Genomic DNA, 25,578 nt, shown 5'->3' with positions numbered 1-25,578 from the left:
CTGGTTCCTATCTGGTGAGTCCTGACGTCATGCGAAAATGACGGAGCATCAGCAGAGACGAAAGGCCGGGAAAAGATGAGCAGTTCGGGAGCGGAGTCCGGTGCGCGGCAGGAGGGACGGGGACAGCAGCCGACGGTATACGGTCTGCTGCCCGCCGACACCACCGCGGACGTACGGGAGCGGGGCGCGGCGGCCGGCCGGCAGGTCGCGGTGCTTCCGGTCGGCAGTTTCGAGCAGCACGGCCCGTATCTGCCGCTGGCCACGGACACGCTGGTGGCGTGTGCCATAGCGCGGGAGATAGCCGCCGCCTACCCGGTGCACCTGCTGCCACCCGTGACCATCGCCTGCTCGCACGAGCACGCCGGCTGGCCGGGCACGGTGAGCATTTCCGCGACGACCCTGCACGCGATGGTCCGCGACATCGCCGACTCGCTGCGCCGGTCGGGCGTCGAGGCGCTGGTCGTGGTGAACGGACACGGCGGGAATTACGTTCTGGGCAATGTCGTCCAGGAATCCACCGCGGCGGGACATCGAATGGCGCTTTTCCCGGCGATGGAGGACTGGGAGGCCGCCCGTGAACGGGCGGGTGTCGAGACCTCGTTGCTCAGTGATATGCATGCGGGAGAAATTGAGACCTCCATACTTCTGCATTGCCATCCGGAATTGGTCCGGCCCGGTCACGAGACCACCGATTTCCTTGCCGACGACCGCCGTCATCTCCTCTCCCTCGGTATGTCGGCCTACACCGATTCCGGTGTGATCGGCCGTCCTTCGTTGGCGTCCGCCATGAAGGGGAAGGAATTGCTGGAGGGGTTCGTCGAGTCCTTCGGGGCGTACTTCTCCGTGGTCACCTCGGACGCTCCGGCCGCCGGCTGACGGCGGGCCCTGAGCGAGCCGTACCAGCGGCCGACGAGGACCAGGGCCCCCGGCAGCGCCGCCGCGAAGCTGAGCACGCCGTAGACGACGGCCACGGTCAGGCCCTGGGAGGCGCCCAGGCCCGCAGCGCCGAACGACCAGGCGGTGACGCCCTCGCGGGGGCCCCAGCCGCCGACGTTCAGCGGCAGGCTCATGGCGATCAGGGCCAGCAGCGCGAGCGGCACCAGGGCCGCCGGGCCCGCGGAGGTGCCGGCGACGCGGGCGGCGAGCAGGAACATCGCCACGTAACCGGCCAGCACCACCACGGAGGAGATCAGCACCGCCGGGCCGCTGTCGCGGTTCAGCAGGGCGCCGCGCGCCTCGGTCAGGGCGGCACGGACCCGGCCGCCCCGGTCGCGCCCGGGACGCGGCTTCCGGCCCATCCGCAGCGCCGCCCAGATCGCGGTCGCGCCCAGGGTGACCAGCGCCAGGACTCCCGCCGTGCGGCGGGTCTGCTCCAGCACCGGTGAGGGCATCGTCAGCAGGACCGCCACGCCCACGACGGCCAGCACCAGCTGACCCGCCGTCCGCTCGATGACCACCGCGCGCACGCCGCGCCCCATGTCCCCGGAGCTCTGCCCGTGCCGGACGGCCCGGTGCACGTCGCCGAGGACACCGCCGGGCAGCGCCGCGTTGAGGAACAGCGCCCGGTAGTAGTCCGCGACGGCCGGGCCGAGTGGCAGCCGCAGGCCCAGCGCCCTCGTCACCGCGCACCAGCGCCAGGCGCTGACCACGGTCGTCAGCACGCCGATGCCGACGGCGGCGACCAGCGTCCCGCCGTCGATGCGCCGCAGCCCGTCCACGAACACACCGGTCCCGAGCCGCCAGACGACGACCACGAGAATGATCGTTCCGGCGATGCTCCCGAAGTGGGCGCGCAGGGCGCGGAGCACCTTGCCGGCGGCACGGGGGCGGGCGGAGGCCTGGGCGTCGCCCTCGGCGGGGAGGCCCTCTGCCTGCGCGCCGGACCCGTCATCACCCGGCAGCGCGTGCGGTGCCGGACGGCCGGACACCGCGTCGGCCGGGGCCCGGTGGCCGTCGAACGGCTCGGCGGGCGCCGCCGGCGGGTGGCCGGGCAGCGGGGCCGAGGACGCCCGGGGCGCCCGGACCGGACCGCCGGAGGCCTGGCGGGCGGCCGGGGTGACCACGGTCGGGGGCTTCGCCGGGGCGGGGTGCGCGGCGGCGCCGTGGGCTTCGCCGGGTGCCACGGTGGCCGGCGCCTCGGTCAGCGCCCGCTGGCGCGGGAGGGTGACGGGCGCGGTGGTGCGCATACGCCCCCGCGCCGACGGGGCGCTCGCCCGCACACGGGCCCGGACCCCCTTCGGCCTTACCCGGACCCGTCGTTCAACCGGCAGGGCGCGGGTGTCCACCGGCGCCGTCATGACGCGCCGCCCGTCGGCCGGGGCAGGGCCAGGAGGTCGCTGTGGTGGAGGGTGACGCGCAACTCGCCCGCCGCGCAGGCCGCCAGGCGGTCGCGGAGGTAGGCCTCGGCGCGCTCGGTGAGTTCGGGGCGCTGTTCGCAGGCCGCGCCGACCCAGCCGCGCAGCCACTCCTCGGTGAGGGCGATGTGCCGGTCGTCGAGCCGCCAGGGGCTCGGGTGGACCCGGACCGTGGCGCCCCGCTGGGCGAACGCCTCGCAGGCCACGGTGATCGCGTCGGGGCCGAGCAGCTCGCTCGCGCGCTGGTGGGCGTTGAACGCCTCGGCGATCTCCTGGTCCATGGGGTGGGCCGGTACGAGGTCGGCCCGGCCGACGACGGAGAGCGTCAGCAGCGCGGGTACGCCGGCGTCCGCGCAGGCCCCGGCGAGCGTCTCGATCTCCTCGCGGGTGAGGACGTCGAGCAGCGCGGACGCGGTCACGAGGGAGGCGTCGGCCAGGTCGTCCGCCGTGAGCCGCCCGATGTCGCCGCGCCGGGTGGTGACCGTGACGGGGCTGCCGTCGGCGCCCGCGCGGGGCGCCCGCTCGATGGCCAGCCGCAGCAGGGCGGGGTCCTGGTCGTGCAGGACCCACTGCTGGGCGCCGTCGAGCCGGGGCGCGAGCCAGCGGCCCATCGAGCCGGTGCCGCAGCCGAGGTCGTGGACGACCAGGCCGGTGGTCCGGCGGGGCAGGTTCGCCAGACGTATGCGCAGCGGGTCGAGCAGATCCGCCGCGCGGGCGGCGGCGTCGGCGCTCTCCCGCAACTCCAGCCACTGCGGGGCGTACTGGTGTCCCTCGGCCGCCGGGGTGTCACCGCCCCGCCCCGCCATGCTGAGCGCGGCGCCGGAGGCGGAGGCCGCGGCGAGCACGGACACGGCCGGAGCGGAAGCAGCCCCACCCACCACGGGCGCCACCGCGCCAGCGGTGAGCGCCGCGTCGGGGGCCACCCCGCGGGCGGCAACCGCCCCGGTGGCGGGTATCGCACCGGTGGCGGACCCGCCGGGCGGCGTCCCGCCCGTGGGAGTCGGCGTGCCCGCGGAGAGCGCGGCGCCGAGGCCCGCACCGGCGCCCACGGAACCCGCCGTGCCCGTCGGTGCCCCCGCGGACGCGGTCGTCGTGGTCGCCGTCGAGGCTGAAGTGGTCATGCCGCCCTCCGGGGTTCGTGGCGCAGTCGTCCGAGGACGTGGGCCAGGCTGCGGGCCGTGGTCGCCCAGCCGTCGAGCGCGGCGCGGCGTCCGCGCGCCGCGGCCTTCAGCCGGCGCCGTACGTCGGCCTCCCCGAACCAGCCGCGCAACTCCGACGCGATGGCCGCGGGGTTCTCCGGCGGGACGAGGATGCCGGGCACCCCGCCGTCGGGGGCGCGGCCGACGGCCTCCGGGAGACCGCCGACGTCCGTGGCCAGCACGGGGATCCCCCGGGCGAGGGCCTCGGTGACGGCCATGCCGTAGGTCTCCGCGTACGAGGTGAGGACCATCAGGTCGGCGGAGGCGTAGCTGGCGTCGAGTGCGGCGCCGGCCTGCGGTCCGGCGAGGTGCAGCCGGTCCTCCAGGCCGAACTTGGCGACGAGGCCCCGGATGTGGTCGACGTACTCGGGGTCCTGGTCGATGCCGCCGACGAGGACGCAGCTCCACGGCAGGTCGGTGACCGTGGCGAGGGCCTCGACCAGCCGGTGCTGCCCCTTGCGGGGGGTGACCGCGGCGACGCACAGCAGCCGGGAGACGCCGTCGGTGCCGGAGGCGAGGGGGGCGATGTCGGCGCCGGGGGCGGCGACATGGACCCGCTCGGGGGCGAGGCCGTGGTGGGACACCAGCCGGCGGACCGCCCAGTCGCTGGTCGCGATCACGGCGGACACGCCCCGCAGGGTCGTGCGCTCCTTGGCGTCGAGGTCGGCGGCCACGTCCGGCTCCAGGCCGGTCTCGTCGCCCAGCGGCAGATGCACCAGGACGGCCAGGCAGAGGCGTTCGGCCTCGGGGAGGATGATCTCGGGCACCCCGCAGGCGACGAGTCCGTCCAGGAGGACGACCGTGCCGTCGGGGAATTCCCGCAGCGTACGGGCGAGTTCGGCGCGGGCGTCGGCATCGGGGCGCGGCCAGCTGCCCGCAAGGGCGTGCTGGTGCACCTGCCAGCCGAAGCCGGGCAGATCGAGGCAGATCCGGCGGTCGTAGGCGTTGCCCCCGCTGGGGCGGGCCACGTCGTTGACGCCGCCCGGCATCACGAAGTGCACGGAGCGCAGCGACATGGGCACGATCGCGGCGGTCTTCAGCGCCGCGTTCTGCACGGGCACGTAGCCGAGCCTCACTTGCTCTCCCCCGTCGGCCTGGCCGGCACCGCTTGTCTGGGCGGCGGTACCGAGGTCCGCCCGGTCGATGGTCGTGTCGGTCACAGGGCACGCTCGTAACTCGCCCAGGCGATGTGCGATTCGTGCAGAGTGACCGTGATGCCCGCGATGCCCTTGGCGTTCTCGCCCATGGCGCCCTTGTGGATCCGCTCGGCGAGCCGGTCCGCGATCACCTTGGCGAGGAACTCCGTCGAGGTGTTGGTGTTCGCGAAGTCGGGCTCGTTGTCGAGGTTGCGGTAGTTCAACTCGCTCACCACGGCACCCAGCTCCTGCGTGGCCAGCCCGATGTCTACGACGATGTTGTCGTCGTCCAGCTCGGCGCGCCGGAAGGTGGCGTCCACGAGGAAGGTGGCGCCGTGCAGGCGCTGCGCGGGTCCGAAGACCTCCCCGCGGAAGCTGTGGGCGATCATGATGTGATCGCGGACGGTGATGCTGAACAACGGACGACCCTCCAGTGCGGTACGTCTGCCCCCGGGCCGGGGCATGCCGTGTAGTACGGCTGCTCCCTACCCGTTGTTCAGCCGAGTTTTGCGGTTTCTTGGGGGTCAGCGTTCCGTCGGGGCAGTTCAGGGACGGGTGGGGCGGATGCGCTGACCGGTCAGTAGGTCACTCGGCGGCGTACCGTACCCGATGGCAGAGCCCCGGCAGCTCTCCGCTCGCGAGTCTCGGCAGCACGTCCGGGAGTTCTTCGAAGGCACACTCCCCCGTGACGAGCGCGTCGAAGCGCGCGTCGGCGAGGAGTTCGAGGGCGAGCGCCAGCCGGTCGGCGTAGGTGCGGCCGGGGCGGGCGGCCGGGGAGACGGTGCCGACCTGGCTGCTGCGGATCGTCAGCCGGCGCGAGTGGAAGGCCTCGCCGAGCGGCAGGGCGATCAGGCGGTCGCCGTACCAGCTGAGTTCGATGACGGTGCCCTCGGCGGCGAGCAGACCGAGCGAGGTGACGAGGCCCTGTTCGCTGGCGCTGGCGTGCACGACGAGGTCGCATTCCCCGAGCGCGTCGCCGGGCAGCGCGAAGTCCACGCCGAGTGCGCGGGCGATGTCGGCGCGCGCGGGGTCGGCGTCGACGAGTTGGACCCGTACACCGGGGTACCGGGCGAGGAGGGCGGCCACCGAGCAGCCGACCATGCCGCCGCCGACGACGGCGATCCGGTCGCCGACGAGGGGCGCCGCGTCCCACAGGGCGTTGACGGCGGTCTCGACGGTGCCGGCGAGGACGGCGCGGGCCGCGGGGACGGACTCCGGCACGACGGTGACGGCGCTCGTCGGGACGACGTAGCGGCTCTGGTGCGGATACAGGCAGAACACGGTCCGGCCGACCAGTGCGTCCGGCCCTTCTTCGACGCGGCCGACGCTGAGGTAGCCGTACTTCACCGGGGCCGGGAACTCTCCCTCCTGGAAGGGCGCGCGCATGGTCGCGTGCTGGTTCTCGGGTACGCGACCGCTGAACACGAGGGTCTCCGTGCCCCGGCTGACACCCGTGTACAACGTGCGGACGAGCACCTCGTCCTCGGCCGGGGCGGCGAGCCGCTCCTCGCGGATCTCGCCCTGCCCCGGGGTGCTGAGCCAGAAGGCGCGGGCTGTGTGTTTCATAGGGGTCTCCATGAACGGTCGGGCGGTTCTCCACGTACGCAGCGGTGGACGTCGCGGAACGGTACGCGGCGGTGATCGACTCTTCCACACACGTTCGGAAGGTTTGCGGTGGCCCTGAACAACACTTACGACGGCCGGCTGGTGCTCTCTGAGACGGCGGTGGGCGCGGGCGCCCAGGTGCTGCTGCTCGCCTTCCTCGGTACGGCGATCGGACTGGGTCCCGCGGGCTGGCTGACCGGGCTGGCGTTCGCGTTCGCCACCTGGGCGGTCCTCAACCGCGCGCTGCTGCGCACCCGGCCCCGCTCCTTCGGCCCCGCGAACCGGGTCACGCTCGGCCGGGCGGTCCTGGTCGGCGCGGTCACCGCGCTGGTCGCCGACTCCTTCCAGAGCTCGCCGCCCGTCTCGCTGTTCGTCGGCCTGACCTCCGTGGCCCTGATACTCGACGGCGTCGACGGCAAGGTGGCCCGGCGCACGGGCACGTCGACCGCGCTGGGCGCCCGTTTCGACATGGAGGTAGACGCGTTCCTGATCCTGGTGCTGAGCGTGTACGTGTCGATGTCGCTCGGCCCGTGGGTGCTGCTGATCGGCCTGATGCGGTACGGCTTCGTCGCCGCCGCCAAGGCCATGCCGTGGTTGAACGGTTCCCTCCCGCACAGCATGGCCCGCAAGACGGTCGCCGCGATCCAGGGTGTCTTCCTGCTGGTCGCCGCCTCCGGGCTGCTGCCGTACGCCGCGAACTTCGCCGTCGTCGCGGTGGCGCTGGGCTCGCTGGTCTGGTCGTTCGGGCGGGACATCGCCTGGCTGTACCGCGACCGCGAGGACCAGGAGACGGCGACGGCCACGGTGACCGTGCCGGAGCAGGTGGCCGTGGCCGTGACCGTGGAGTCCGCCGCGGAGCGCCGCGAGGCCCAGCTGGTGTCGAGCTGACCCGAGCGACGCGTACGCACCGCTGAGCGTACGCCCGGCCGAGGGGGCGGGTCCGAAGCATGGCGGCTCAGGTGCCGAGTGTGTGGCCGGTCGTCGCGTCCACGTGGTCCGAGATCTCGTCATCGCGATCGCCGACGGTCAGGGTCCCGGCGGGCTCGAACATGAGGATCGCGGCGCCGGACGGGGCATACGGTTTGTGCTCCGTGCCTCGGGGCACAGTGAAGGCCCCCTCGCGGGAGCAGGACCGTGCGTTCACAGGCGGGCTCGCGCAAGGAGATGTGCGGCTCGCCGTCGAGCACCAGGAAAAACTCGTCGGTGGCGTCGTGGACGTGCCAGACGTGTTCGCCCTCGACCTTGGCCACACGAACGTCGTAGTCGTTGACGCGCGTGACGATGCGCGGGCTCCACAGGGCGTCGAACGAGGCCAGCGCCCCGCTGAGAGGGATCGGTTCGCTGCTCATGGACCCACGTTGTGGCGTTCCGCCCGGCAGATGTGAGTGCCAGGAATCGCCTACGGCCAGAGCGGCATCCAGCCGGATGGAGACCGTGGTCCCCCTCTCGGATTGCCTCGGCGCTGTATGCCTCCCACCCGCGTTCTCGCACAGCTGGACAACGCCAAGGTGCGGCCTCCCAGCCGTATCCGCCCCTCGATGTCATTCGCCATCGCGGTGACGGTGTCCCTTCGCTTCGGCAGTTGGGTGGAGGGGCAGGGTTATGTGGCCCTCTGAGCGGCAGACGGATGCCGGTCCGCGTGGCGAGCCAGTCGTGGAACTTCCCCAGATCTCCCAGTCCCAGGTAGCCGTCCCGGGTCTTCTGCGGCCGTATGTTGTCCCGCCGCGGTCGTCACTCGGCCGCCCCCGGGTCACCCTCAGAACCCGGGTCGGATGGGGGCCTTGCCGGGTCATCCCACAGCAGGACGAACGATTCGAACGATTCGCGGAGCTCCTTCACGTCGGCCCCCGCCTCGGCCAGGTGCTGCTCTGCCTTCGCGAAGATGGCCGCCCGCTCCCGTTTCGTGGCTTTCTCCAGCACCGTTCTCGCATGGGCGACGCCTCGGGTGGCGTCCTCCAGAACTTCCAGCGCTCGTTTCAGCCGGGCCTGGGCTTCGGCGACGCTCACTTCGTTGTCCCCGGTGTCAGCATCACGGCCTTGCCCAAGGACGGTCGTACGCTCCGCGTACACGGCGCTGTCCCCGACCGCACTTCGGTGCAGGCCCAAGCTGCCACGGCCGCCCCGCCTGGACGAGCGGGACTGCTCAGGCTCGGCGGTACCGTGCGATGTCAGATAACTGATCCGCGGCGCCTCGGGATGCCGTGCGCGCTCCCAAGCGCGCTTCCAGGCCTCCAGGGTCTCCTCCGGCATCTCGTACGTCTTGGCCTCGGCGATAAACACCGACCCGTCGGCCGTGCGCCCCACGATGTCGGGCTGGGTGCGGACGCCTTCGCAGGCGTTCACGAACGTGAGCACGGTGTCGAAGCTGGGCACGCGCTGTCCGCTCAGCGCATGGAACAGGGTGGACCTGCCGATGCCCGCGGCGCGGGCGATGGCGTCCGCCGGGACGTCCTCGGGCACGCTCTGCTGGAGCAGGTCGCGCAGCGCCTGAGCAAGCTCGGCCCTCTCGGCCGGGACGTCGTCGGGGATCGGCTTCATCGGCCGTCCCCCGCCATGATTGGGCATTCCTCCCCTTCCTGAGCTGGGCGTTGGTCAAGTCTCTCGGTTGTCTCTATCGTAAGAGACAACCGAGGGATTGGCGAGACAACTCTCCCTCCCCCCTTCTCGTACGGGAGTCGACGTGCACTTCTCCGCCGCTGTCACCAACGACGGTTCGTCCAGTCTCGCGTGGCTGCTGGTCGCGGCCTTGGCAGGCCTGGCGGTGTTCCTCGTCGGCTTCTACGGGTCCCAGAAGGAAAAGCCGGTCGGCCTGGAGCTGGGCTTCTACCCGGCACTCTTCCTCGGTGCGGGCGGCGCCGCGATCACCACCTTCGGCCTGCTCACCCTCTTCTCGTCGATGGACCTCATCTGACAGGTCGACCAGCCCCGTCTCTCCCCGACCCGCCGTTCGCCCGACAGGGCCTCGGCGGGTCGCGTCTTTCGCCAGGAGGGCGAGACACTCTCGTCGTCTCCGAACGCTGCGGGGATGATGCGGCCGTGTTTGCGCAGCCACCGGTGGAACACCTTGTCCTGCGCCACTAGGCGGGCGTAGGCGTCACCGGTGGGAGCGTGGTCCTTGAAGGCCACCTGGGCGATGTGAGACTGCGCCCACTGGCACAACGCCCAATCCGGGCCCCCGGTGTCGCTGTTGAACAAGGCCGGGAACGAGCCGTCACGGACGTACGCATCCCGCTCGGTCTGCCGCTGCGCGGGCCTGGCCTCAGTGGCGGCGAGCGCGTTCCGTGCATCGTCGACCTCCTTCTCCGCCACGACGACCCGCTCCATTTGCTCACGATGGATCTGCTTGACGAGATGACGCAGGAGGAACCCGCCGAGCTCCGCTGGCACCTCGAACTGGGCACCGAGCCGAACATACTCCGCATCGTGACCACCTTTCCCGTCGTAGTAGAGGCTGACCGGGAAAGCCTGTGATCAAGAGCCGACCCGAGCCACTCCTGGCCAGCACGACCAGGCATCCAAGGTGGGCGGTTCCCTGGCCTCAGTCCTGGAACGCAGGCAGAACCCCGAGGCGGGCGCCTGGAGCCTGACCAGCCGGCAGGAGATTTACCCCGACGACTTCGAGCGCGCCGGGCAGTTCCTCCGCTGGATCGCGACCAAGGCCCACGGTCGGCACCGATGTCCGGACGGGAGGGTCACCTTGGGCTGGACCCGGTTCTACGAAGATCCTCAGCCTGAGCCGCTGTTGGTGCGTGACGGTGCAGTGATGGTAGTCCGGAGAATCGTCGGCTGCGACCCGCGCGGCGGCCTTGGGCCGGTGCTGCGCCAGCCCCGGGCGACGCCGCCGTAGCGGTACGAGTGGCGGGTCAGGCGACCTGGCCCAGGAAGCGGGTGTGTGATTGTGGCTCCAGGGGATCTTCTTACGGCCTTAGGCCGTGTATCGAAAGCGGATCTTGGGCTGTGAATGATCACGGTTCATGGGGCGGGGAGACGTGACCCTCGGCCGTCACGTGGTGGGATCCACGTTCCGCGCCGCAGGCAGATCGCTGCCGCAGAAGACGCAGACGAAGTCGTCCTCGCGCACGATGTTGTGCTCCTGGCAGTCGTGGCACCGCCGGAAGACCACCTCCTGGGTGAAGCCGGAGGGCCGCCCAAGTTCTACGTAGCCGGTGAGGGGGCACGTACCGCCCTCAGCTCCACGATGTGCTCGCGAACGACGTGCACACGGTAGGCCCTGCTTCACGTCACGGCCTCACGTGAAGGCAAGCAGCTCGACATGGACTACGCGATCGTCTTCCACATCCAGGACGGACAGATCACCGAGGCCTGGGCTCTGTGGTCCGACACCAGGACGTACGACGAGTTCTGGTCGTAGCGGGGGACGCCGGGCGGCTGGGTGTCTGTCTGTCAGGGGAGGGGGCCGTCGAGGGGGCGTACGCCGACCCCGCGAGCGGTCTCCGCGAAGGCGTGCAGGCGGGGACTGTCACGGGCGGTGCACCAGACGAGCGCCCACTCGGTCCGAGGCGCGTCGTGGAGGGGTACGTAACTGATCCCAGGGTGGGTGTAGTACCGGGTGACATGCTGGTTCAGCGGGCTGACGATCCGTCCGGCGGCGACCAGCGCGAGTATCTCGTGGAAGGTGCGGGCCGCCGGGCCCGACGGGATCGGGCGACCCAGCGGCGTGTGACGCGGCAACATGGCGTCGCCCCAGTAGTCGGGCACCGGGGGGCGCTCGAAGGTCACACAGTCGCCGAGGTCCTCCATCGACATCGACTCCCGCCCTGCCCAGTCGGAGGCGGCCGGTACCGCGAGCACGCGGCCCTCCGTCAGCACGCAGGGCCCGACGGTCAGATCGGGCTCTCGGACCGGCAGCCACATGAGCTGGGCGTCCACCCGACCGGACCGCAGCAGCGCGAACGGGTCGCTGAAATGGAACTCCGTCAGGACGACGTCGCAGTGCGGGTGACGGGTGGTGAACTCCTTGATCACCGGTCGCAGCTCGTGGCCCAGCGCGCCCATGACGCCCAGCCGGACGGTGCCGCTGACGCCCCGTGCCGCGGCCGTGGCCCGGGCGAGCCCGTCGGTGATGAGGTCGTACGCCTGACGGAGGTCGGCCCGCAGGCCGCTGCCGAGCGGCGTCAGGACGACCGACCGGCTGGTGCGCTCGAACAGGGCTCCCCCGATCCGGCGTTCCTGCTTCTTGATCGCCTGGCTGACCCGGGCCTGCGACACGTGGAGCCGCTCGGCGGTGCGACCGAAGTGAAGCTCCTCCGCCAGCACCAGGAATATCTCGATGTCCCGCAGCTCCAAGCCGTCCCCCCGGATCGATAACCGCACGGTTATCGGCATGGTAGCGAAGCGGGCGTTGTTCCTGACCTGCGCGGACGGGAGGCTTGAGCAGCCGGGCGGAGGGACCGCCCCGGCCGTGCCGGGTGGAGTGCCCGGCACGACGAGAACCAGGGACGGACGATGAAGCACGGCACCTCGACGGTCGCCCAGCCGCCTGCCGACTCCCGGCCACCGGGCGCCTCCCCGCGCGTCCGCGAACTGCGAACCGTGTCGGACGCGGGCGCCGGGGCCGCGCCCGCAGCGGCTGACGCGGTGTTCCCGGCGGTCGCATTCGATGGAGTGGTCAAGGACTTCGGCTCGATGCGCGCCCTGCACGGGCTCGACCTCACGATCCGACCGGGCGAGCGAGTGGCTCTGCTCGGCCGTAACGGCGCCGGCAAGTCGACCTCCGTCGGCCTGCTGCTCGGCCTGGACGAGCCGACCTCCGGGACAGTACATCTGTTCGGCGCCTCCCCTGCGGCGGCGGTGCGCGCCGGAAGGATCGGCGCGATGCTGCAGGACTCCAAGCCGGTCCCCCGGGTGACGGTCCGTGAGCTCGTTTCCTTCGTCGCGGGCGCCTACCCGAAGCCCATGGCCGTCGACGAATCCCTGGACCTGGCCGGCCTGACCGATCTCGCCGGGCGGCGGGCCGACAGACTCTCCGGAGGCCAGGCGCAGCGCGTCGCCTTCGCCGTGGCACTGGCCGGGGACCCCGACCTGCTCGTCCTCGACGAGCCGACGGCTGCTCTGGACGTGCAGGCACGGCAGGCGTTCTGGCAGTCGATGCGGTCCCTGACCGACCGCGGGAAGACGGTGCTGTTCTCCACCCACTACCTGGAGGAGGCCGACCGCAACGCGGACCGGATCGTGGTCATCGACCGGGGCCGGCTGGTCGCCGACGGCAGCAGCGCGGAGATCAAGCGGACGGTCGGAGCCGGAACGGTCTCCTTCGACCTGCCCACCGCCCCGTTGCCGGAAAGCCTCACATCTCTCCCGGGTGTCCTGTCCGTCGAGATCGCCGGAGGCCGTGTGCGGCTGCGCACCTCAGACCCGGACGGCACCGTCAGCCGTCTGCCTCAGATGGTGTCGCTGCGAGGGCTCGAGGTGTCGGCGGCCGGGCTCGAGGACGCCTTCCTCAGCCTCACCGCTCGCCCTCTCACCGTTTCGTCCACCGAACAGGGCGCCGCCGAGGTGTCCATGAACTCCCCCCAGGCGGGCGCGTGATGTCGAGCTCGGTCATCCTTTCGTTCACTCTGGTGACGCGCTATGTCGGCCTTGAGCTGCGGCGCGCCTTCCGCGATGTCGGCTTCGTGGTCTTCGGTATCGGCACGCCCGTGTTGATGTACGTCATGTTCACCAACGTCGGTGACGGGTCCGCGAGGACACCCGACTGGGCCCTCAGCGCGATGGTGGGTCTCGCTGCCTTCGGCGCGCTGAGCAGCGGCCTGACGTCCGGTACGGCCGTGGCCGAGGACAAGGCGGCGGGCTGGCTGCGACGGTTGCGGGTCACCCCGCTCACCTCGGCTCAGGTCGTCGTGGGACGGTCCCTGACCGGTTCGCTGATGGTGCTGCCCGCGATCATCGTGGTTCTCGTCACCGCCTTGATCGCCAATGGCGTGCGCCTGCAGCCCTGGCAGTGGCTGGTTCTGATCCTCGTACTGTGGGTGGGCTCGTTGCCCTTCACGATGCTGGGGATCGCCAACGGCTACCAACTGTCGTCCCAGACTGCGAACGTCACGAACATCCTGTGCAACCTGGTGCTCGCTCTCCTCGGCGGTCTGTGGTTCCCGGTCTCCGAGTTCCCCGGCTGGCTGGCGCCGGTGGCTACTTGGACGCCCGGCCACCTCTTCGCCCGGCTGGGCTGGGACACCGCGGGGGGCCGGGCGCCCAGCCTCACCTCCGCAGCAGGGCTGGCCGGGTGGCTGCTGCTGTTCAGCGCGTATGCGGCGTATGCCTACCGGCGATCGGGGCGCAAGGCGTAGTCGGCTGGGGTGTGGGTCGTGCTAGTGGGTGGTGGTCGTAGGCGGGGCCGGCGCGGGAGTTCAGGAGTTCGTGACGGCTCGGTCGGACTCGCTGCGCAGAACGCAGAATTCGTTGCCCTCGGGATCAGCGAGAACCGCCCAGCCCGAGCCATCGGGATCTCGGTGATCGGCGACGAAGGTGGCGCCGAGTTCTGTCAGCCGGGCCACCTCCTGATCGCGCGAGGTCTCGGGTCGCAGACACAGATGGATCCGGTTCTTGATCGTCTTGGCTTCGGGCGCCTGCCGTCACCAGGCCGGACCGCGGTCTTCAGCTCGACCGGTCCGACGTACCTATAACTCCGCCCCCGCCCACTCACGTCAGCCAACCTAGAGCACTTCCGACACACGCCCTAGGCGTCGAAGGCGGTACTGCCCAGGGAGTGCCGTGAGTGCAGGGCGACCGATTCGGGCGGGTTGTCGGTGGCCAGGGCCTGCGGGGTATGGAGCGGACCGGTTAATACGGCGACCACACCGACAACCCAGACGGATCATGGTAGGAGTATTTCGCGTGGGCGTCGATGGCTTCGCGGTATGGAGTCTCAGGCGGAATGCCAAGGGGAGCCCCGCACTCGTTGCAGCGCCAGACCGTGCCGCGGAACGGCCACACATACGCCCTGATCTCCACCGGGCGCCGGATGCGGCCAAGCGCACGTGTGAATGGGCGGGCAGAGGGCTCTGGTCGCCCGCTGCCCGCCTACGGATGGCGCGTCGCCGTCAGTCCTTGGTCTGTGTGACCGGATGCCATGTGTTCAGGCCGTGGTCGGCACCGGGGTCGGGCGTCCGTCCGGTCGCCGACGCTCGACCGGCCCCTTCGTTCAACGTCAGGAGGACCACGGCGAACAGCAGCAGGACCGTGCCAGTGAGGATGACCGCGTTGAGCCGCTCGCCGAAGACCAGGACGCCGATGACCGCCGCCGTGAGCGGCTCGACCAGGGCAACGACGGAGGCCGTGGTGGCCCGTACCGCTCCGAGGCCGACGAAGAACAACGTGTACGCCAGCGCCGTCGGCACCGCTCCCAAGTAGAGGATCAGACCCAGAGTCCAGGCCGCACGCTCCAAGTCGGGGAGCAAACCCTCCAGCAGAGCCATCGGCAGAAGGCACACTGTGCCCACCGCGAAGCCGGTCACCGTCGCTTCGTACGCGCCACCGGCGTTCTTCCGGCCGGAGAAGCGGCCCAGCAGCGTCACGCCCGCGTAGCCCACTGCGGAGAGCAGCGCGTACCCGGTGCCCAGGAGGGGATCCGGGCCGGTGCTCTCATCCGCGCCTCTCATCAGCAACACCAGCCCCATGACGCCGCCCACTACGGCGGCGGTTCCGGCGGCGCCGGTGCGCTCACCCAGGGTGAGCCTGGCTCCGACGGCGACCAGTACGGGACCCGAGCCCAGGGTCACCACCGTGGCCACGGTCAGTCCGGCCTGTTGCACGGCGGCGAAGTAAGCCGTCTGATACACGGCCAGTCCGAAGCCCGTGACCAGGGCTCGCCGTGGGTTCGCCGCGTACGTTGCGCGCAGCGGGCGCTCCGTCTGCGGCCGCCAAGTCCGCCGGACCAGACTCACGGTCAGGAGTAGTCCGAGTCCGGTCAGGAATCGCCAGAAGGAAACGGAGATCGGGCCGATCCCGCTGACGTCGTACAGTTCGGCGGCCACAGCACCGCCAGTGCCCCACGCTGTGGCCGCGATCGCGACGTAGAGAACACCCTGCCGAACAGACAGGGCAGAAGAGGACTGCAACTGAGGTCTCCTCAAGTGGTTGCCGGCACGATCTGTTCCGTGGGCAACCCACTCAGCCATCCCGGCACCTCGGGATGGCTGAGTACGACTGCCCGCCTTAAGCGGCGGGCGGCGGAGGCGTCAGAAACAGCTGCATGTGATCACGCTACCCGGCAGCGGGGCAGGTGTCCCCGGCATAGGCTTTCCAGTCGGACCCTTTGCCGTTCGGTGATCCATCGATCATCGGTCCAGGTTCACATCCTTGGTCTCCGGTGTCGTCACATACACCAGCAAAGACACCAGACACAGCGCGGCCACATACCAGGGAAACCAATGTGCGTGCCCACGCTCGGTCAATCCCTGGACCAAGTAGGGAGCGGTCCCTCCGAAGATCGCCACCACAAGCGAGTAGGGCATGCCCAGTCCGACCGAACGCACCTGCGTGGGAAAGAGTTCCGCCATCGCGGTAGGTGCTATCGCGGCATAGCACCCGAACAACAGCAGCCCGGTGGTCATGACCGTGAGAAGAGACCACACGGAGGAGGAGAGGAGCGAGAACAGCGGAAAGATCAGTACCAGGTAGCCGCCCGCGAAGACGCTGAGCAGGGGCTTACGACCGATTTTGTCCGAGAGGTCTCCCAGGAGAGGAAGTGTCACGACCATCGCGATCTGGGCGACGACTGAGACCCACAGGGAAGAACTGGCAGACACGCCATACGTGTGCTGAACGTATCCGGGAAGGTAAGCAAGGAACGTGTAGTAGACCGTTGTCGCCCCGACGGTGAAGCCGATCACTCGCAATCCACTTGCCGGGTGCCTACGGAGCACTTCCCAGGTGGGGCGCCTCACCCTGAGATCCTGCCCCATGAGATAAGGTCCGGACTCTTCCAGGGTGCGGCGCAAGTAAAGCGCACAGAGGCCGATCACGCTTCCGAAGGCAAAGGGAATTCGCCAGCCCCAGTCACTCATTCCCGCCTCGCCGAGCCATAGGAGAACCAACTGGCCGAGGAGGGTCGCGGTGATACTGCCGAGCGTTCCGGTCACATACGAAAAACTGGAGTAGAAGCCGCGGCGGCCTGGTGGAGCGACCTCGGCCAGATAGGCCGCCGAGGCTGCCATCTCGCCGCCGGTGGACAGCCCCTGGGCCATACGCGCGAGGAGCAGCGTCATCGGAGCCAGCAGCCCGATCTGATCGTACGTCGGACAGACCGCGATGAGCAGGCTGCCGCCCGCCATGAGCGTCATGGACAGAGTGAGCCCCTTCCGGCGACCGTGCCGGTCGGCGAACCCACCCAACACGATCCCACCGAGCGGCCTGAAGAGGAAGCCGATCGCGAAGATCATCAATGTCTTGAGCTGCGCGGCATCCGAGTTACCAGAAGGAAAAAATTGAGGAGCAAAGAATACGGAGAAGATCACATACGAGTTCCAATCGAACCATTCCATGGCATGCCCGATGGACGCGGCGGAAAGACCGCGACGCGACAACGGGCGATACCTGTCGTCATGCGGAACGTCAAGTCCGATCGAACCGTTGCTGCGTGACACGCGACCTCCAGGCCCCGGATCGCTCCGCTCATTTTCTTCAGCTGCTCCGACGTGGTCACAGAGTCGCCAGCACTATTACTTCGTCCGGAACCCGGCGACCGGCTGCCCGTTCCTGCAGCAGAGTCACACCGCTCGCGATGCGGCGAAAGGACGCGCCGAGATCGGGTGCCCGACAGACTTCAGCCTCGACGGCCAGGCACAGGGCCGAGATCCGTAGCTCACTCGCGGCCCGGGAAGTGATGTTGCGCCTGCCTTCGAACAGGGGAATCGCGGCCCGGTGGAACTCCTGGATCATTTTGTTTGCCCAGGAAGGCGGCGCAGTCCCACTCGGCGGCCCGAACAACTCGGTAAACGCCCTGCGCGTGTCCTCCGTAAGGTCTGCCAGGTCGTCCGGCGACAAGCGGCTACGGACACCTTCACCGAACGTTCCGTCGATGAACTTACGCGAGAAGTCCGTGAACCAGGAACTTGGCTGGACGCTAGTGCGAAGCATATGCGTCAACGTGGACGCCATTGCGGTCCCCATTACCCAGGTGAGCGCGCGCTCGAATGTGTACTCGGAAGCCAGCTCCAGGGTCATGACCGTGGTTGCAGGGAGGACCAAGTCGACCGTATCGGCCGGATCTCCGATACGACGGTTCTCCAGACCGTCGATCAGCGGTCCCAGCAACTCGGAGTCGATATGGCGTGTGTGCGGGGATCGTCGGCCGTGGCGGGCCTCGACGGTGAGCAGGTCGACGAGGGCGAGCGGGCCGGCGAGGCGACTCCCGTCGGCGGAATCGAGCGCGATCACGTGTCTGAGCGTCTGGGCAAGGTCGTGGAGGTGGTCCAGAACATTGCCTACGCCCACGTCCAGGGGCGGTGCCAAGGCCACGGTTCGCGGGAGGAGCCGTACGGAGACGATCGCCCGGAGCAGCAGCAGGCGTAGGAGGGCAGGCTCGGCGCTCCGCAGGTCCCGTGTGACGAGCTGCCCCAGGTCGGCGGAGTTCGTCGCGTACGGATGAGGGCGATCCGGAGGAACCCACAGCTGAGGCCGGCCAGGTTGGCTTTCCGGTGCGAGCCACAGGCTCTCGGGCGGGGTGTCACTCCGGGTGAACCTCCTGACGCGCAGGACGGCCGGATCCTCGATCTCCGAGCAACTGGGCAACCGGTAGCCGGGAGTATTGCCCGAGATGCCGTTCACCCAGCGGACGAAAGCTGCCGCGGCTGGTGCACGGACACCGGTGACCGGTAGTTCCGCGTCGGATCTGCCAGGAGCGGACTCGACCATGCCATCAGTCGTGTCGGCGCCGTCGGGGGGCAGCGCTCCGGTGTCCTGCCGGAACAGCCAATAGAGGCCCTTGGTGACCGGACGGGTACAGACACGGCCGCCGCCTTCAGTCCGCACGAGGTGGCGTAACTGGCGTATGGCCATGACGCTGGCCATCAGCCGCAGCCGGTCCGGATCCGTGGCCGAACCGAATGCCGAACCGAGCAGGTCGTCCATGCGGGTACGCAGTTCCGGCGCGAGGTGGCTGGCCTGTTCGACGCAGTCAAAGGCCAGCGACAACGCGGTGACGGTCCCTGATTCGAGACCGGCCTCGACGATGGCGTCGGCGTCGGCGCCGACCACGTACAGCAGAGTGGACTCGCGCCACCAGACGTCATCGACACTATCGGCAAGCAGTTGGGACTGCCCGGTGTCACGGATGTGTGCGGCGGCGAGGTATTCCTGAAAAGTGTGGTGGGAGAAGGCGTACAGGCCGCTTTCGCGTTCGATGAGCAGTCCGTTCGAGCCCACGTCGGCCAGGAATTCCTCCGCGGTCAAGATCGTGGGCATTCGCCGCAGCATGGGTTCGATCACGGACAGAACCGCCGGCCTGGGGAGATCCCGGACGCGCTGTTCCATCATGGAGAAGGCCAGACCGCGGAGCAGGATCTCCTTCCCGTCACCGCTCAGGTGGCTGAGGATTCCCTTCTCCTCCGGCCGTCGCCAGAGGATGACCTGACAGATTTCGCCATACAGTCGTGCCCGGCTGCCAGGGAGCGCACCACGATGGCGATGGACGTTCGCGATCATCGTGAGCAGCATGGGGTTGACCGTCAGGTCGAGCAGCGCCGGTGCATGGTTGAGCCGCTCCAAGAGATCACCGGTGGCCGTTTCGGCCTTGTGGCGGACTTCCGCGTTCTCCGTGCCCGCGGCGTGTCTTTCGACTGCGAGATACCAGCCGCGCACGAATGAGAGCACCTGTTCGTCGGTGAGGCTTCGAACCTGGAGTACTGCCGCGCCGTTGACGCGCGCCGACAGATATCCCTGGGGACGAGAGGTAAGGACGTAGTCATTCAAGGGGTACAACGCGATCTGGCGCTCCACCCAGACAGCCATCGCCTTCCGGTCGTCCTGCCTCGCCACTTCGTCAAGTCCGTCGAGCAGGACCACACAGTCACCGTCCCGCAGTTTCTGCTCGAACCAACCAGCCGGTTCGCTGATCCCCCGTTCAAGGGTCTCCCGGACCAGATCGGCCAGGGTCACACCTGGCGTGTCGAGTACGGTGTCCACGTGGTCACGGAAGAACAGCAGAACGGGGACGGCTCGGCGACGGCCCCGGTGCTCCTCGCAGATCTGCCGTGCGGTACGCCGTAGCAGCGTTGTCTTCCCACTCCCAGGAGGGCCGACAATCGCGAGCACCACGGGTTGGCGGCGATCGAGAAGGTCGCCCAGCACATGGCGGTCGGTCACGTCATGGGGAAGATGAGCGAGAAGGCTCGTCTCGGCGCCGTCCGGTGTTTGGTGAGCAAGGCTCACCTGGATGAACACCTCGTCCAACTCAGGCGTGTAGAAGCCGATCGTCTCAAACCCTTTGAGATCGATATACCGCAGACTTCCGAGCAGGGCTGCACGATAGCGTTCGGGGAAGCGTGAGAACCTCAGCCCCAGCGCCTGGTCGATACTATCGACGATTCGTTGTTCCCAGCGCTTCGCCAGTTGTTCGATGATCTTCCCGGCGAACGCCACCAACGCAACCAACGCCTCGTACGTCAGAAGAAGAAGCACAGCCACCGCAGGGTGCTCCATCATCAACGACCGCCACAGCCCCGCTGCCACCGATGGTGGAATCACGATTGCCGTGATCAGCCCGACCGTCTTCCCCGACATGGACCACAACTTTCAGCCACGGAACGGTTGTTGCACCGTCCAAACGGCGTACACCCGCAGCATATGCACATTGTCGCCGAAAGAAAGAAATTGGCAATACTTTCTCCTGGTCGGCGCATTTGTGCGTCGTTGCCGTGCGTGGGCTGTCTCCGATCGAGAGCACCACGGACTTCTACCGGTGCTTCGTCACCGACCCTCGCAGCGTGGTGTCGCGAAGACGAGCCCGGACGGGGACACGGTCCGGTTCTACCCTGACGACCCGGCGGTGTGGGACACGATCCCCGGCCCGGTTTCCCCTGGAGACGCACTTCGATGCCCCTTCGCCGGCGGGGGCGTGCTGCACCAGCCCAAGGCGCAGGCCGAAGGTGCGGCCGCCGACGGCCACCCGCCCGGCCATGTACAAGGTCGCGATGTTCCTATCCGTTCCCCGGCGGCATGTTGTACGGCGTGACCACCTGGATCGCCGAGGGGAGGGACGGGCCCTCCTCCGGGAGGGCCTGGTGGGCGCGCATGATGGTCTGGCAGGCGCGGCGCAGGTCCTGGCGGAGGTCGTGGTGGAGCACGGCGGACAGTCGGCCGGCCCGCAGCAGTCGGGTGTTGTCGTGGTCCAGGTCGTGCGCGACGAAGACGTGCGGTTCCCGCCCCGCGGCGGCGAAGGCGTCGAGTGTCGCGGTGTTGCCGCCGCCGATCGAGTAGACGGCGGCGAGGTCCGGCTCCCGCTCCAGCGCGTCCCGGACCAGGTCCCGCTGGGTGGCGTCGAGGCCGTCGCTGTCGGTGACCTCGACGAGCCGCCGGGCCGGTTCGGCGGCCCGCATCGCCGCCCGGAACCCCATCTCGCGCTCCTCCTCGTTGCGGTAGAAGCCCCGGCTGATCGTCACCAGGACGGCGCCGGGCCGGTCGCCGAGCCACTGCCGGACCAGATACGCGGCGGTCGCCCCGGCGGCCCGGTTGTCGATGCCGACGTACGCGCTGCGCGGGCTGCTCGGCAGGTCCGTCGCGAGGGTGACGACGGGGATGCCGGCCGCGACCAGCCGTTCGATGGCGGCGGTGACCTCGGGGACGTCGGGGGCCTTGAGGATCACGCCCTGCGAGCCGCGCCGCCCGATCCGGTCGAGCATCCGGACCATCTCCGAGGCGGGCCCGGTCTCCCGGAAGTGGAAGCGGGAGCGCACCACCGCCGGGTGCAGGGACGGCAGTTCGGCCTCCAGGGCCTCCCGCACGGCCGTCGAGAACCGGTCCGGCGACTGCATCACGATGTCGACCATGAACGTACGGCCGCCGATGCGCACCTGGGTCCGCTGCCGGTCCAGGTCCTTGATCGCCTGCTCGACCTCGCGGGCGGTGCTCTCCCGCACCCCGCCGCGACCGTTGAGGACCCGGTCGACCGTGGCCAGGCTCAGCCCGGCCTGACGGGCGATCTCACGGATCGTGTAGGGGTGTCCCATGGCTGTTGTTCCCGGCTGTGGATGAGGGGTTTTTGAGGTGCTGCTGAGGGTTGAATGAGGGTGGTCCGGGCCCAAGACTGACAGAGACGGCGGCTGGACGAAAGACCGGCCGACCAGACCAGGGAAAGGACCCGGCATGGCCCTCACCGCTGCGGGCTCGGCGATCTGGCTGTCCGAGGAGGACTGCGACCTCGTCGTGTTCCGCGCCCTGGTCGAGCGCACCACCGATCCCCGCGACCACCCGTACGCGGAGGGCGTCGAGCGGAACGTCCCCGTCTACGACAGCGAGCGGCTCCGCGCGGCGTCGGACCGCCGCGCCGTGCAGGTCGAGCTGGTCCGGGCGATGCTCGACGGTCCCGGTGTCGTCGTCCTCAAGCGGGCCTTCCCGGACCCGCGGGTCGTGGACGCGGCCACCGCCGCCTTCACGGCACTGATCGAGGAGGAACGGGCCTCCGGGTCGGCCCGCAGCGACCACTTCGCGAAGCCCGGCGCCAACGACCGGGTGTGGAACGCGCTGGAGAAGACGGCCCTGCGCACCCCGGAGGCGTTCGCCGACTACTACGCCAACGACATGCTGGCGCTGGTCTCCGAGGCGTGGCTCGGCCCCGGCTACCAGGTGACCTCGCAGATCAACGTGGTCAACCCGGGCGGCGCGGCGCAGAGCCCGCACCGCGACTACCACCTCGGCTTCCTCGGCCGACAGCGGGCGGCGGGGTACCCGGCGCACGTCCACCGCCTCTCCCCCGTGCTGACCCTCCAGGGAGCGGTCGCCCACTGCGACATGCCCGTCGAGTCCGGCCCGACCCTGTACCTGCCGTACTCGCAGACGTACGAGCCCGGGTACCTGGCCTGGCGGCTGCCCGAGTTCGCCGCGTACTTCGACGCCCACCACGTGCAGCTCCCGCTGGAGAAGGGCGACGCGGTCTTCTTCAACCCGGCGCTGTTCCACGCCGCCGGGCACAACCGGTCGACGGACATCCGGCGGATGGCGAACCTGCTCCAGGTCTCCTCCGCGTTCGGCCGGGCGATGGAGACGGTGGACCGCGAGGCCATGGCGAACGCCGTGTTCCCGGTCCTGCTGGCGCGCAAGGCCGACGGCGCCCCCGAGGACGCGCTGCGCCGCGTGGTCGCGGCCACCGCCGAGGGTTACGCGTTCCCCACGAACCTGGACCGGGACCCACCGGTCGACGGACTCGCCCCGCCGTCCCAGGCGGACACGCTGTGGCGTGCGGTGACGGAGGAGTGGAGCCCCGCGCGACTGCGCGAGGAACTACGGACGGGCGCGGAACGACGCCGCACCTGAACCGCGGGGGCAGTACGTGAACCGCCCGCGCCGTGCCTGAACGCCGGCGCCGTACCTGAACCGCCGGCGCCGGTTTCGCCGGCCGCACCGCCCGTCGGCCGAAGCGCCGGGCTCGAACGAAAGGAAGCACCCCCGGATGGCACTCCTGGAGGACAAGGTCGTCCTCGTCAACGGCGGCAGCCAGGGCGTCGGCGCGGGCATCGTCCGCGCGGCCCTGCGCGAGGGCGCGACCGTCGCGTTCACGGGCCGCCGCGCCGAGGTCGGCGAGAAGCTGGCGGCTCGGACCGGAGCCACGTTCGTACAGGCGGACCTCGCCGACCCGGAGGGGGTGCGCTCCAGCGTGGACGAGGTGATCGCGGCACACGGCCGGGTCGACAGCCTGGTGAACGCGGCCGGGCTGACCTCGCGCGGCTCGCTGCTCGACACCTCGCCGGAGCTGTTCGACGCGCACATCGCGATCAACCTGCGCGCCCCCTTCTTCGCCATGCAGGCGGTGGTGGCGCATCTGGTGGCCCGCGGGGCGCCCGGCACGATCGTCAACATCGGCTCGAACTGCGCGCACGGCGGCCCTCCGTTCCTCGCGCCGTACTCCGCCGCTAAGGCCGGCCTGGCGGGCCTCACACGGAACGCCGCCCACGCCCACCGCTGGGACCGGATCCGGATCAACGACCTCAACATCGGCTGGACGGAGACCGAGGGCGAGGACGCGGTCCAGCGGGAGTTCCACGACGCGGGCGACGACTGGCGGGAACGGGCGGCCGAGCGGCTGCCGATGGGGAAGCTCGGGCAGGTCGACGAGATCGCCGACTTCGTCGTGTTCCTGCTGTCCGACCGCAGTGGTGTGGTCACCGGTTCACTGATCGACTGGGACCAGAACGTGGTCGGCGCGACCGACTGACCCTCTGACCCGCACCTACCCTTCTCCCCGTTTTCCTTCTCCTCCTTCTCTCCCCCCGTACATCTGAAAGGGACACTCGATCATGCGCATTGGCATCCTGGGGCTGGGCCGTATCGGAGCCTTCCACGCCGGGACTCTGTCCGGGCTGGACGTCGTGGAGGAGCTGGTGGTCTCCGACCCGGTGGCCGCGGCGGCGGCCTCGGCGGCGGAGAAGTTCGGCGCCACGGTCGCCGACTCCCCGGAGGCGGTGTTCGCCTCCGGGATCGACGGAGTCGTGATCACGGCGGCGACGGACGCGCACCCCGGACTGATCCTCGCCGCCGTCGAGGCGGGCATCCCGGTGTTCTGCGAGAAGCCGGTGGCGAAGACGGTGGAGGACAGCCTCACCGTGCTGCGCGCCGTCCGGGACAGCGGCATCGAGGTGCAGATCGGCTACAACCGCCGCTTCGACGCGGGCTGTATGACCGCGCGTGAGGCGGTGCTCAGCGGTGAGCTGGGCGCGCTGCACACCGTGCGGTCGACGACGCTGGACCCGGCTCCGCCGCCGGCGGCGTACGTGGCGGTGTCGGGCGGCATCTTCCGGGACTGCGCGGTGCACGACTTCGACATCGTGCGCTGGGTGACGGGCCGCGAGGTCGTGGAGGTGTACGCGACGGGTGGCAACAAGGGCGCGGAGTACATCAAGGAGGCCGGTGACGTCGACACGGCGTCGTCGCTGCTCACGTTCGACGACGGCACGATCGGCGTCATCTCCAACACCCGCCACAACGCCCGCGGGTACGACGTGCGCCTTGAGGTGCACGGGATGAAGGACAGCATCGCGGCGGGCCTCGACGGCCAGCTCCCCCTGCGCTCGGCGGAGCCGGGCGTGACGTTCCCGGCGGGTCCGCCGCACAACTTCTTCATGGACCGCTTCGCCCCCGCGTACCGCGCCGAACTGACCGCGTTCACCGAGGTCGTCGCGGGCACCCGCCCCTCCCCCTGCACGGTCGCCGACGCGATCGAGGCCAGCTGGATCGCCGAGGCGTGCACCCTGTCGGTCGCCGAGGGCCGCCCGGTCCGGCTGGAGGAGGTCCGCAAGAACGCGAGCTGAGCACCCCGAACGCCGGGCGGGGCGGGGCCGGGGGGTGTGCCGAGCGGGGTGGGGTCGAGCAGGGCGGGTCGAGCAGGGCGGGGTGGCTCCGTCGGGCGGGGGTGGGCAAAGGGGCCCGGCCGGCCTGGCCGAGGTGGGCTGGTCAGGGCCGGTCGCTCTGGCGGTCGCGCGGCCGACCTCCCAACGGCGCGACCCCGATGCCGGCCGCACGACGAGGAAGGATGGGGCGTCCCCGACTCCCCCGAGACCCCCGGCGGCTTCTTCGGCCACTCCTCCGACATCCGGGCGAACGGCTTCCGCGCTCTGTCGCCCGGACAGCAGGGCGACCTCGCCGGCGAGGCCACCGTCTTCCGGCGCGCCCCTGCGTCACGGGACCAAAGACTCATTCCGGTCTGAACGCCGAGTGAAACAACCCCTCATCCTGATCAAGGTCATCCGGTGCCGGTATCAGCCTTGTGCAGCATCTGGGTCAACAGCAGGGCGCCGGTCGCCGCCCCTACCGCTCCCGCGGCCAGGAAACCGCGAGAGGAACGCCAGGACAGCACCGACCACCGCGACTGCGCGGAAAACAACGATCCTGTACTCAGCCACGACCCGGTTGAGATCAGCGACAGGGCGGAGCCGATCGAGCCGACCGACAGGGCGCTTCCGATCGAGCCCACTGACAAGGCCGAACCGACGGACCCCACAGACAGCACCGATCCCACTGAACCGATCGACAACACAGAGTCCTGTGACCACAAGGACAGCACTGAACCAGAGGCGGCACGTCGGACTGACCGTACGGACGGTTTTGTCATGAGGC

The 25,578-nt window shown here is 69.9% G+C and carries 21 protein-coding genes and 4 pseudogenes; 11 read left to right on the top strand and 14 right to left on the bottom strand.

Going from position 1 to position 25,578, the window contains the following annotated elements:
• Nucleotides 1–75: 75 nt before the first annotated feature.
• Nucleotides 76–876, top strand: coding sequence for a creatininase family protein (locus SMA5143A_RS04840; protein ID WP_107461671.1), 801 nt, complete (start codon nucleotides 76–78; stop codon nucleotides 874–876).
• Nucleotides 877–989: 113 nt separating this feature from the next.
• Here the strand turns inward: SMA5143A_RS04840 and SMA5143A_RS43725 are convergent.
• The 5 genes and pseudogenes from SMA5143A_RS43725 to SMA5143A_RS04815 form a co-directional block, all read right to left on the bottom strand.
• Nucleotides 990–2,186: pseudogene (locus SMA5143A_RS43725) on the bottom strand (lysylphosphatidylglycerol synthase domain-containing protein); the annotation flags it as partial.
• Nucleotides 2,187–2,293: 107 nt separating this feature from the next.
• On the bottom strand, nucleotides 2,294–3,475 hold the full coding sequence (locus SMA5143A_RS04830) for a class I SAM-dependent methyltransferase (RefSeq protein ID WP_258193305.1): 1,182 nt from the start codon (nucleotides 3,473–3,475) through the stop codon (nucleotides 2,294–2,296).
• On the bottom strand, nucleotides 3,472–4,713 hold the full coding sequence (locus tag SMA5143A_RS04825) for a glycosyltransferase family 4 protein (protein ID WP_107461669.1): 1,242 nt from the start codon (nucleotides 4,711–4,713) through the stop codon (nucleotides 3,472–3,474). The genes SMA5143A_RS04830 and SMA5143A_RS04825 overlap by 4 nt, the downstream gene beginning before the upstream one ends.
• Nucleotides 4,710–5,108, bottom strand: coding sequence for a 6-pyruvoyl trahydropterin synthase family protein (locus SMA5143A_RS04820; protein WP_055519615.1), 399 nt, complete (start codon nucleotides 5,106–5,108; stop codon nucleotides 4,710–4,712). The genes SMA5143A_RS04825 and SMA5143A_RS04820 overlap by 4 nt, the downstream gene beginning before the upstream one ends.
• Nucleotides 5,109–5,274: 166 nt before the next feature.
• The gene (locus SMA5143A_RS04815; RefSeq protein WP_107461668.1) at nucleotides 5,275–6,255 is read right to left on the bottom strand and encodes a zinc-dependent alcohol dehydrogenase; all 981 of its coding nucleotides are present in this window, start codon (nucleotides 6,253–6,255) and stop codon (nucleotides 5,275–5,277) included.
• A gap of 108 nt (nucleotides 6,256–6,363) precedes the next feature.
• On the opposite strand from SMA5143A_RS04815, the gene SMA5143A_RS04810 reads away from it, so the two are divergent.
• The gene (locus SMA5143A_RS04810; protein WP_107461667.1) at nucleotides 6,364–7,182 is read left to right on the top strand and encodes a CDP-alcohol phosphatidyltransferase family protein; all 819 of its coding nucleotides are present in this window, start codon (nucleotides 6,364–6,366) and stop codon (nucleotides 7,180–7,182) included.
• Nucleotides 7,183–7,249: 67 nt separating this feature from the next.
• Here SMA5143A_RS04810 and SMA5143A_RS04805 read toward each other — a convergent pair.
• Nucleotides 7,250–7,643: pseudogene (locus tag SMA5143A_RS04805) on the bottom strand (cupin domain-containing protein).
• Nucleotides 7,644–7,760: 117 nt separating this feature from the next.
• Between SMA5143A_RS04805 and SMA5143A_RS42890 the strand changes: the two are divergent.
• Nucleotides 7,761–7,910: a hypothetical protein gene (locus SMA5143A_RS42890; protein ID WP_181361731.1), complete on the top strand. Its 150-nt coding sequence runs from the start codon at nucleotides 7,761–7,763 to the stop codon at nucleotides 7,908–7,910.
• Between the two features lie 115 nt (nucleotides 7,911–8,025).
• Here the strand turns inward: SMA5143A_RS42890 and SMA5143A_RS04800 are convergent, their stop codons facing one another.
• Nucleotides 8,026–8,832 (bottom strand): hypothetical protein, encoded by an 807-nt coding sequence (locus SMA5143A_RS04800; protein WP_181361745.1) that lies wholly within the window; start codon nucleotides 8,830–8,832, stop codon nucleotides 8,026–8,028.
• A gap of 142 nt (nucleotides 8,833–8,974) precedes the next feature.
• On the opposite strand from SMA5143A_RS04800, the gene SMA5143A_RS04795 reads away from it, so the two are divergent.
• Together SMA5143A_RS04795 and SMA5143A_RS42885 are read left to right on the top strand one after the other, a co-directional pair.
• The gene (locus SMA5143A_RS04795) at nucleotides 8,975–9,205 is read left to right on the top strand and encodes a hypothetical protein (protein ID WP_107461665.1); all 231 of its coding nucleotides are present in this window, start codon (nucleotides 8,975–8,977) and stop codon (nucleotides 9,203–9,205) included.
• 197 nt (nucleotides 9,206–9,402) lie between these two features.
• Nucleotides 9,403–9,765 (top strand): hypothetical protein, encoded by a 363-nt coding sequence (locus tag SMA5143A_RS42885; RefSeq protein ID WP_181361730.1) that lies wholly within the window; start codon nucleotides 9,403–9,405, stop codon nucleotides 9,763–9,765.
• Between the two features lie 933 nt (nucleotides 9,766–10,698).
• Here SMA5143A_RS42885 and SMA5143A_RS04780 read toward each other — a convergent pair.
• Nucleotides 10,699–11,628 (bottom strand): LysR family transcriptional regulator, encoded by a 930-nt coding sequence (locus SMA5143A_RS04780; RefSeq protein WP_258193304.1) that lies wholly within the window; start codon nucleotides 11,626–11,628, stop codon nucleotides 10,699–10,701.
• Between the two features lie 312 nt (nucleotides 11,629–11,940).
• Between SMA5143A_RS04780 and SMA5143A_RS04775 the strand changes: the two genes are divergently transcribed.
• Complete coding sequence (locus SMA5143A_RS04775) at nucleotides 11,941–12,843, top strand: ABC transporter ATP-binding protein (RefSeq protein WP_258193350.1); 903 nt, start codon at nucleotides 11,941–11,943, stop codon at nucleotides 12,841–12,843.
• Nucleotides 12,843–13,601 (top strand): ABC transporter permease, encoded by a 759-nt coding sequence (locus SMA5143A_RS04770; RefSeq protein WP_258193303.1) that lies wholly within the window; start codon nucleotides 12,843–12,845, stop codon nucleotides 13,599–13,601. Before SMA5143A_RS04775 ends, SMA5143A_RS04770 begins: the two co-directional genes overlap by 1 nt.
• A 60-nt stretch (nucleotides 13,602–13,661) precedes the next feature.
• On the opposite strand, the pseudogene SMA5143A_RS04765 reads toward SMA5143A_RS04770, so the two are convergent.
• The 5 genes and pseudogenes from SMA5143A_RS04765 to SMA5143A_RS04745 all read right to left on the bottom strand — a co-directional run.
• Nucleotides 13,662–13,883 (bottom strand): annotated as a pseudogene (locus tag SMA5143A_RS04765) (VOC family protein); the annotation flags it as partial.
• A 471-nt stretch (nucleotides 13,884–14,354) separates the two neighbouring features.
• Entirely contained in the window at nucleotides 14,355–15,431 is a 1,077-nt protein-coding gene (locus SMA5143A_RS04760; protein ID WP_107461661.1) for a DMT family transporter, read from the bottom strand.
• A 159-nt stretch (nucleotides 15,432–15,590) separates the two neighbouring features.
• Nucleotides 15,591–16,898, bottom strand: a complete 1,308-nt coding sequence (locus SMA5143A_RS04755) for an MFS transporter (RefSeq protein WP_146193882.1) — start codon at nucleotides 16,896–16,898, stop codon at nucleotides 15,591–15,593.
• Nucleotides 16,899–16,953: 55 nt separating this feature from the next.
• On the bottom strand, nucleotides 16,954–20,034 hold the full coding sequence (locus tag SMA5143A_RS04750; protein ID WP_107461659.1) for an NACHT domain-containing protein: 3,081 nt from the start codon (nucleotides 20,032–20,034) through the stop codon (nucleotides 16,954–16,956).
• A gap of 416 nt (nucleotides 20,035–20,450) precedes the next feature.
• Nucleotides 20,451–21,479 carry a LacI family DNA-binding transcriptional regulator gene (locus SMA5143A_RS04745; protein WP_107461658.1) on the bottom strand — a complete coding sequence of 343 codons (1,029 nt, stop codon included), beginning with the start codon at nucleotides 21,477–21,479 and terminating at the stop codon, nucleotides 20,451–20,453.
• 136 nt (nucleotides 21,480–21,615) lie between these two features.
• Here SMA5143A_RS04745 and SMA5143A_RS04740 point away from each other — a divergent pair, with 136 nt between their 5' ends.
• The 4 genes and pseudogenes from SMA5143A_RS04740 to SMA5143A_RS43720 all read left to right on the top strand — a co-directional run.
• A complete protein-coding gene (locus SMA5143A_RS04740) occupies nucleotides 21,616–22,782 on the top strand; it encodes a phytanoyl-CoA dioxygenase family protein (protein WP_107461657.1) in 1,167 nt (388 codons plus the stop codon).
• Between the two features lie 136 nt (nucleotides 22,783–22,918).
• A complete protein-coding gene (locus SMA5143A_RS04735) occupies nucleotides 22,919–23,680 on the top strand; it encodes an SDR family oxidoreductase (protein WP_107461656.1) in 762 nt (253 codons plus the stop codon).
• A gap of 82 nt (nucleotides 23,681–23,762) precedes the next feature.
• Nucleotides 23,763–24,773: a Gfo/Idh/MocA family protein gene (locus SMA5143A_RS04730; protein ID WP_107461655.1), complete on the top strand. Its 1,011-nt coding sequence runs from the start codon at nucleotides 23,763–23,765 to the stop codon at nucleotides 24,771–24,773.
• A 207-nt stretch (nucleotides 24,774–24,980) separates the two neighbouring features.
• Nucleotides 24,981–25,169: pseudogene (locus SMA5143A_RS43720) on the top strand (hypothetical protein); the annotation flags it as partial.
• A gap of 35 nt (nucleotides 25,170–25,204) precedes the next feature.
• Here SMA5143A_RS43720 and SMA5143A_RS04720 read toward each other — a convergent pair.
• Entirely contained in the window at nucleotides 25,205–25,573 is a 369-nt protein-coding gene (locus SMA5143A_RS04720) for a hypothetical protein (RefSeq protein ID WP_107461654.1), read from the bottom strand.
• Nucleotides 25,574–25,578: the final 5 nt, after the last annotated feature.

The organism is Streptomyces sp. MA5143a (assembly GCF_900290235.1).
GTDB lineage: Bacteria > Actinomycetota > Actinomycetes > Streptomycetales > Streptomycetaceae > Streptomyces.
The sequence above is the reverse complement of the archived record's forward strand: the minus strand, read 5'-3'. Positions and strand labels throughout refer to the sequence as shown.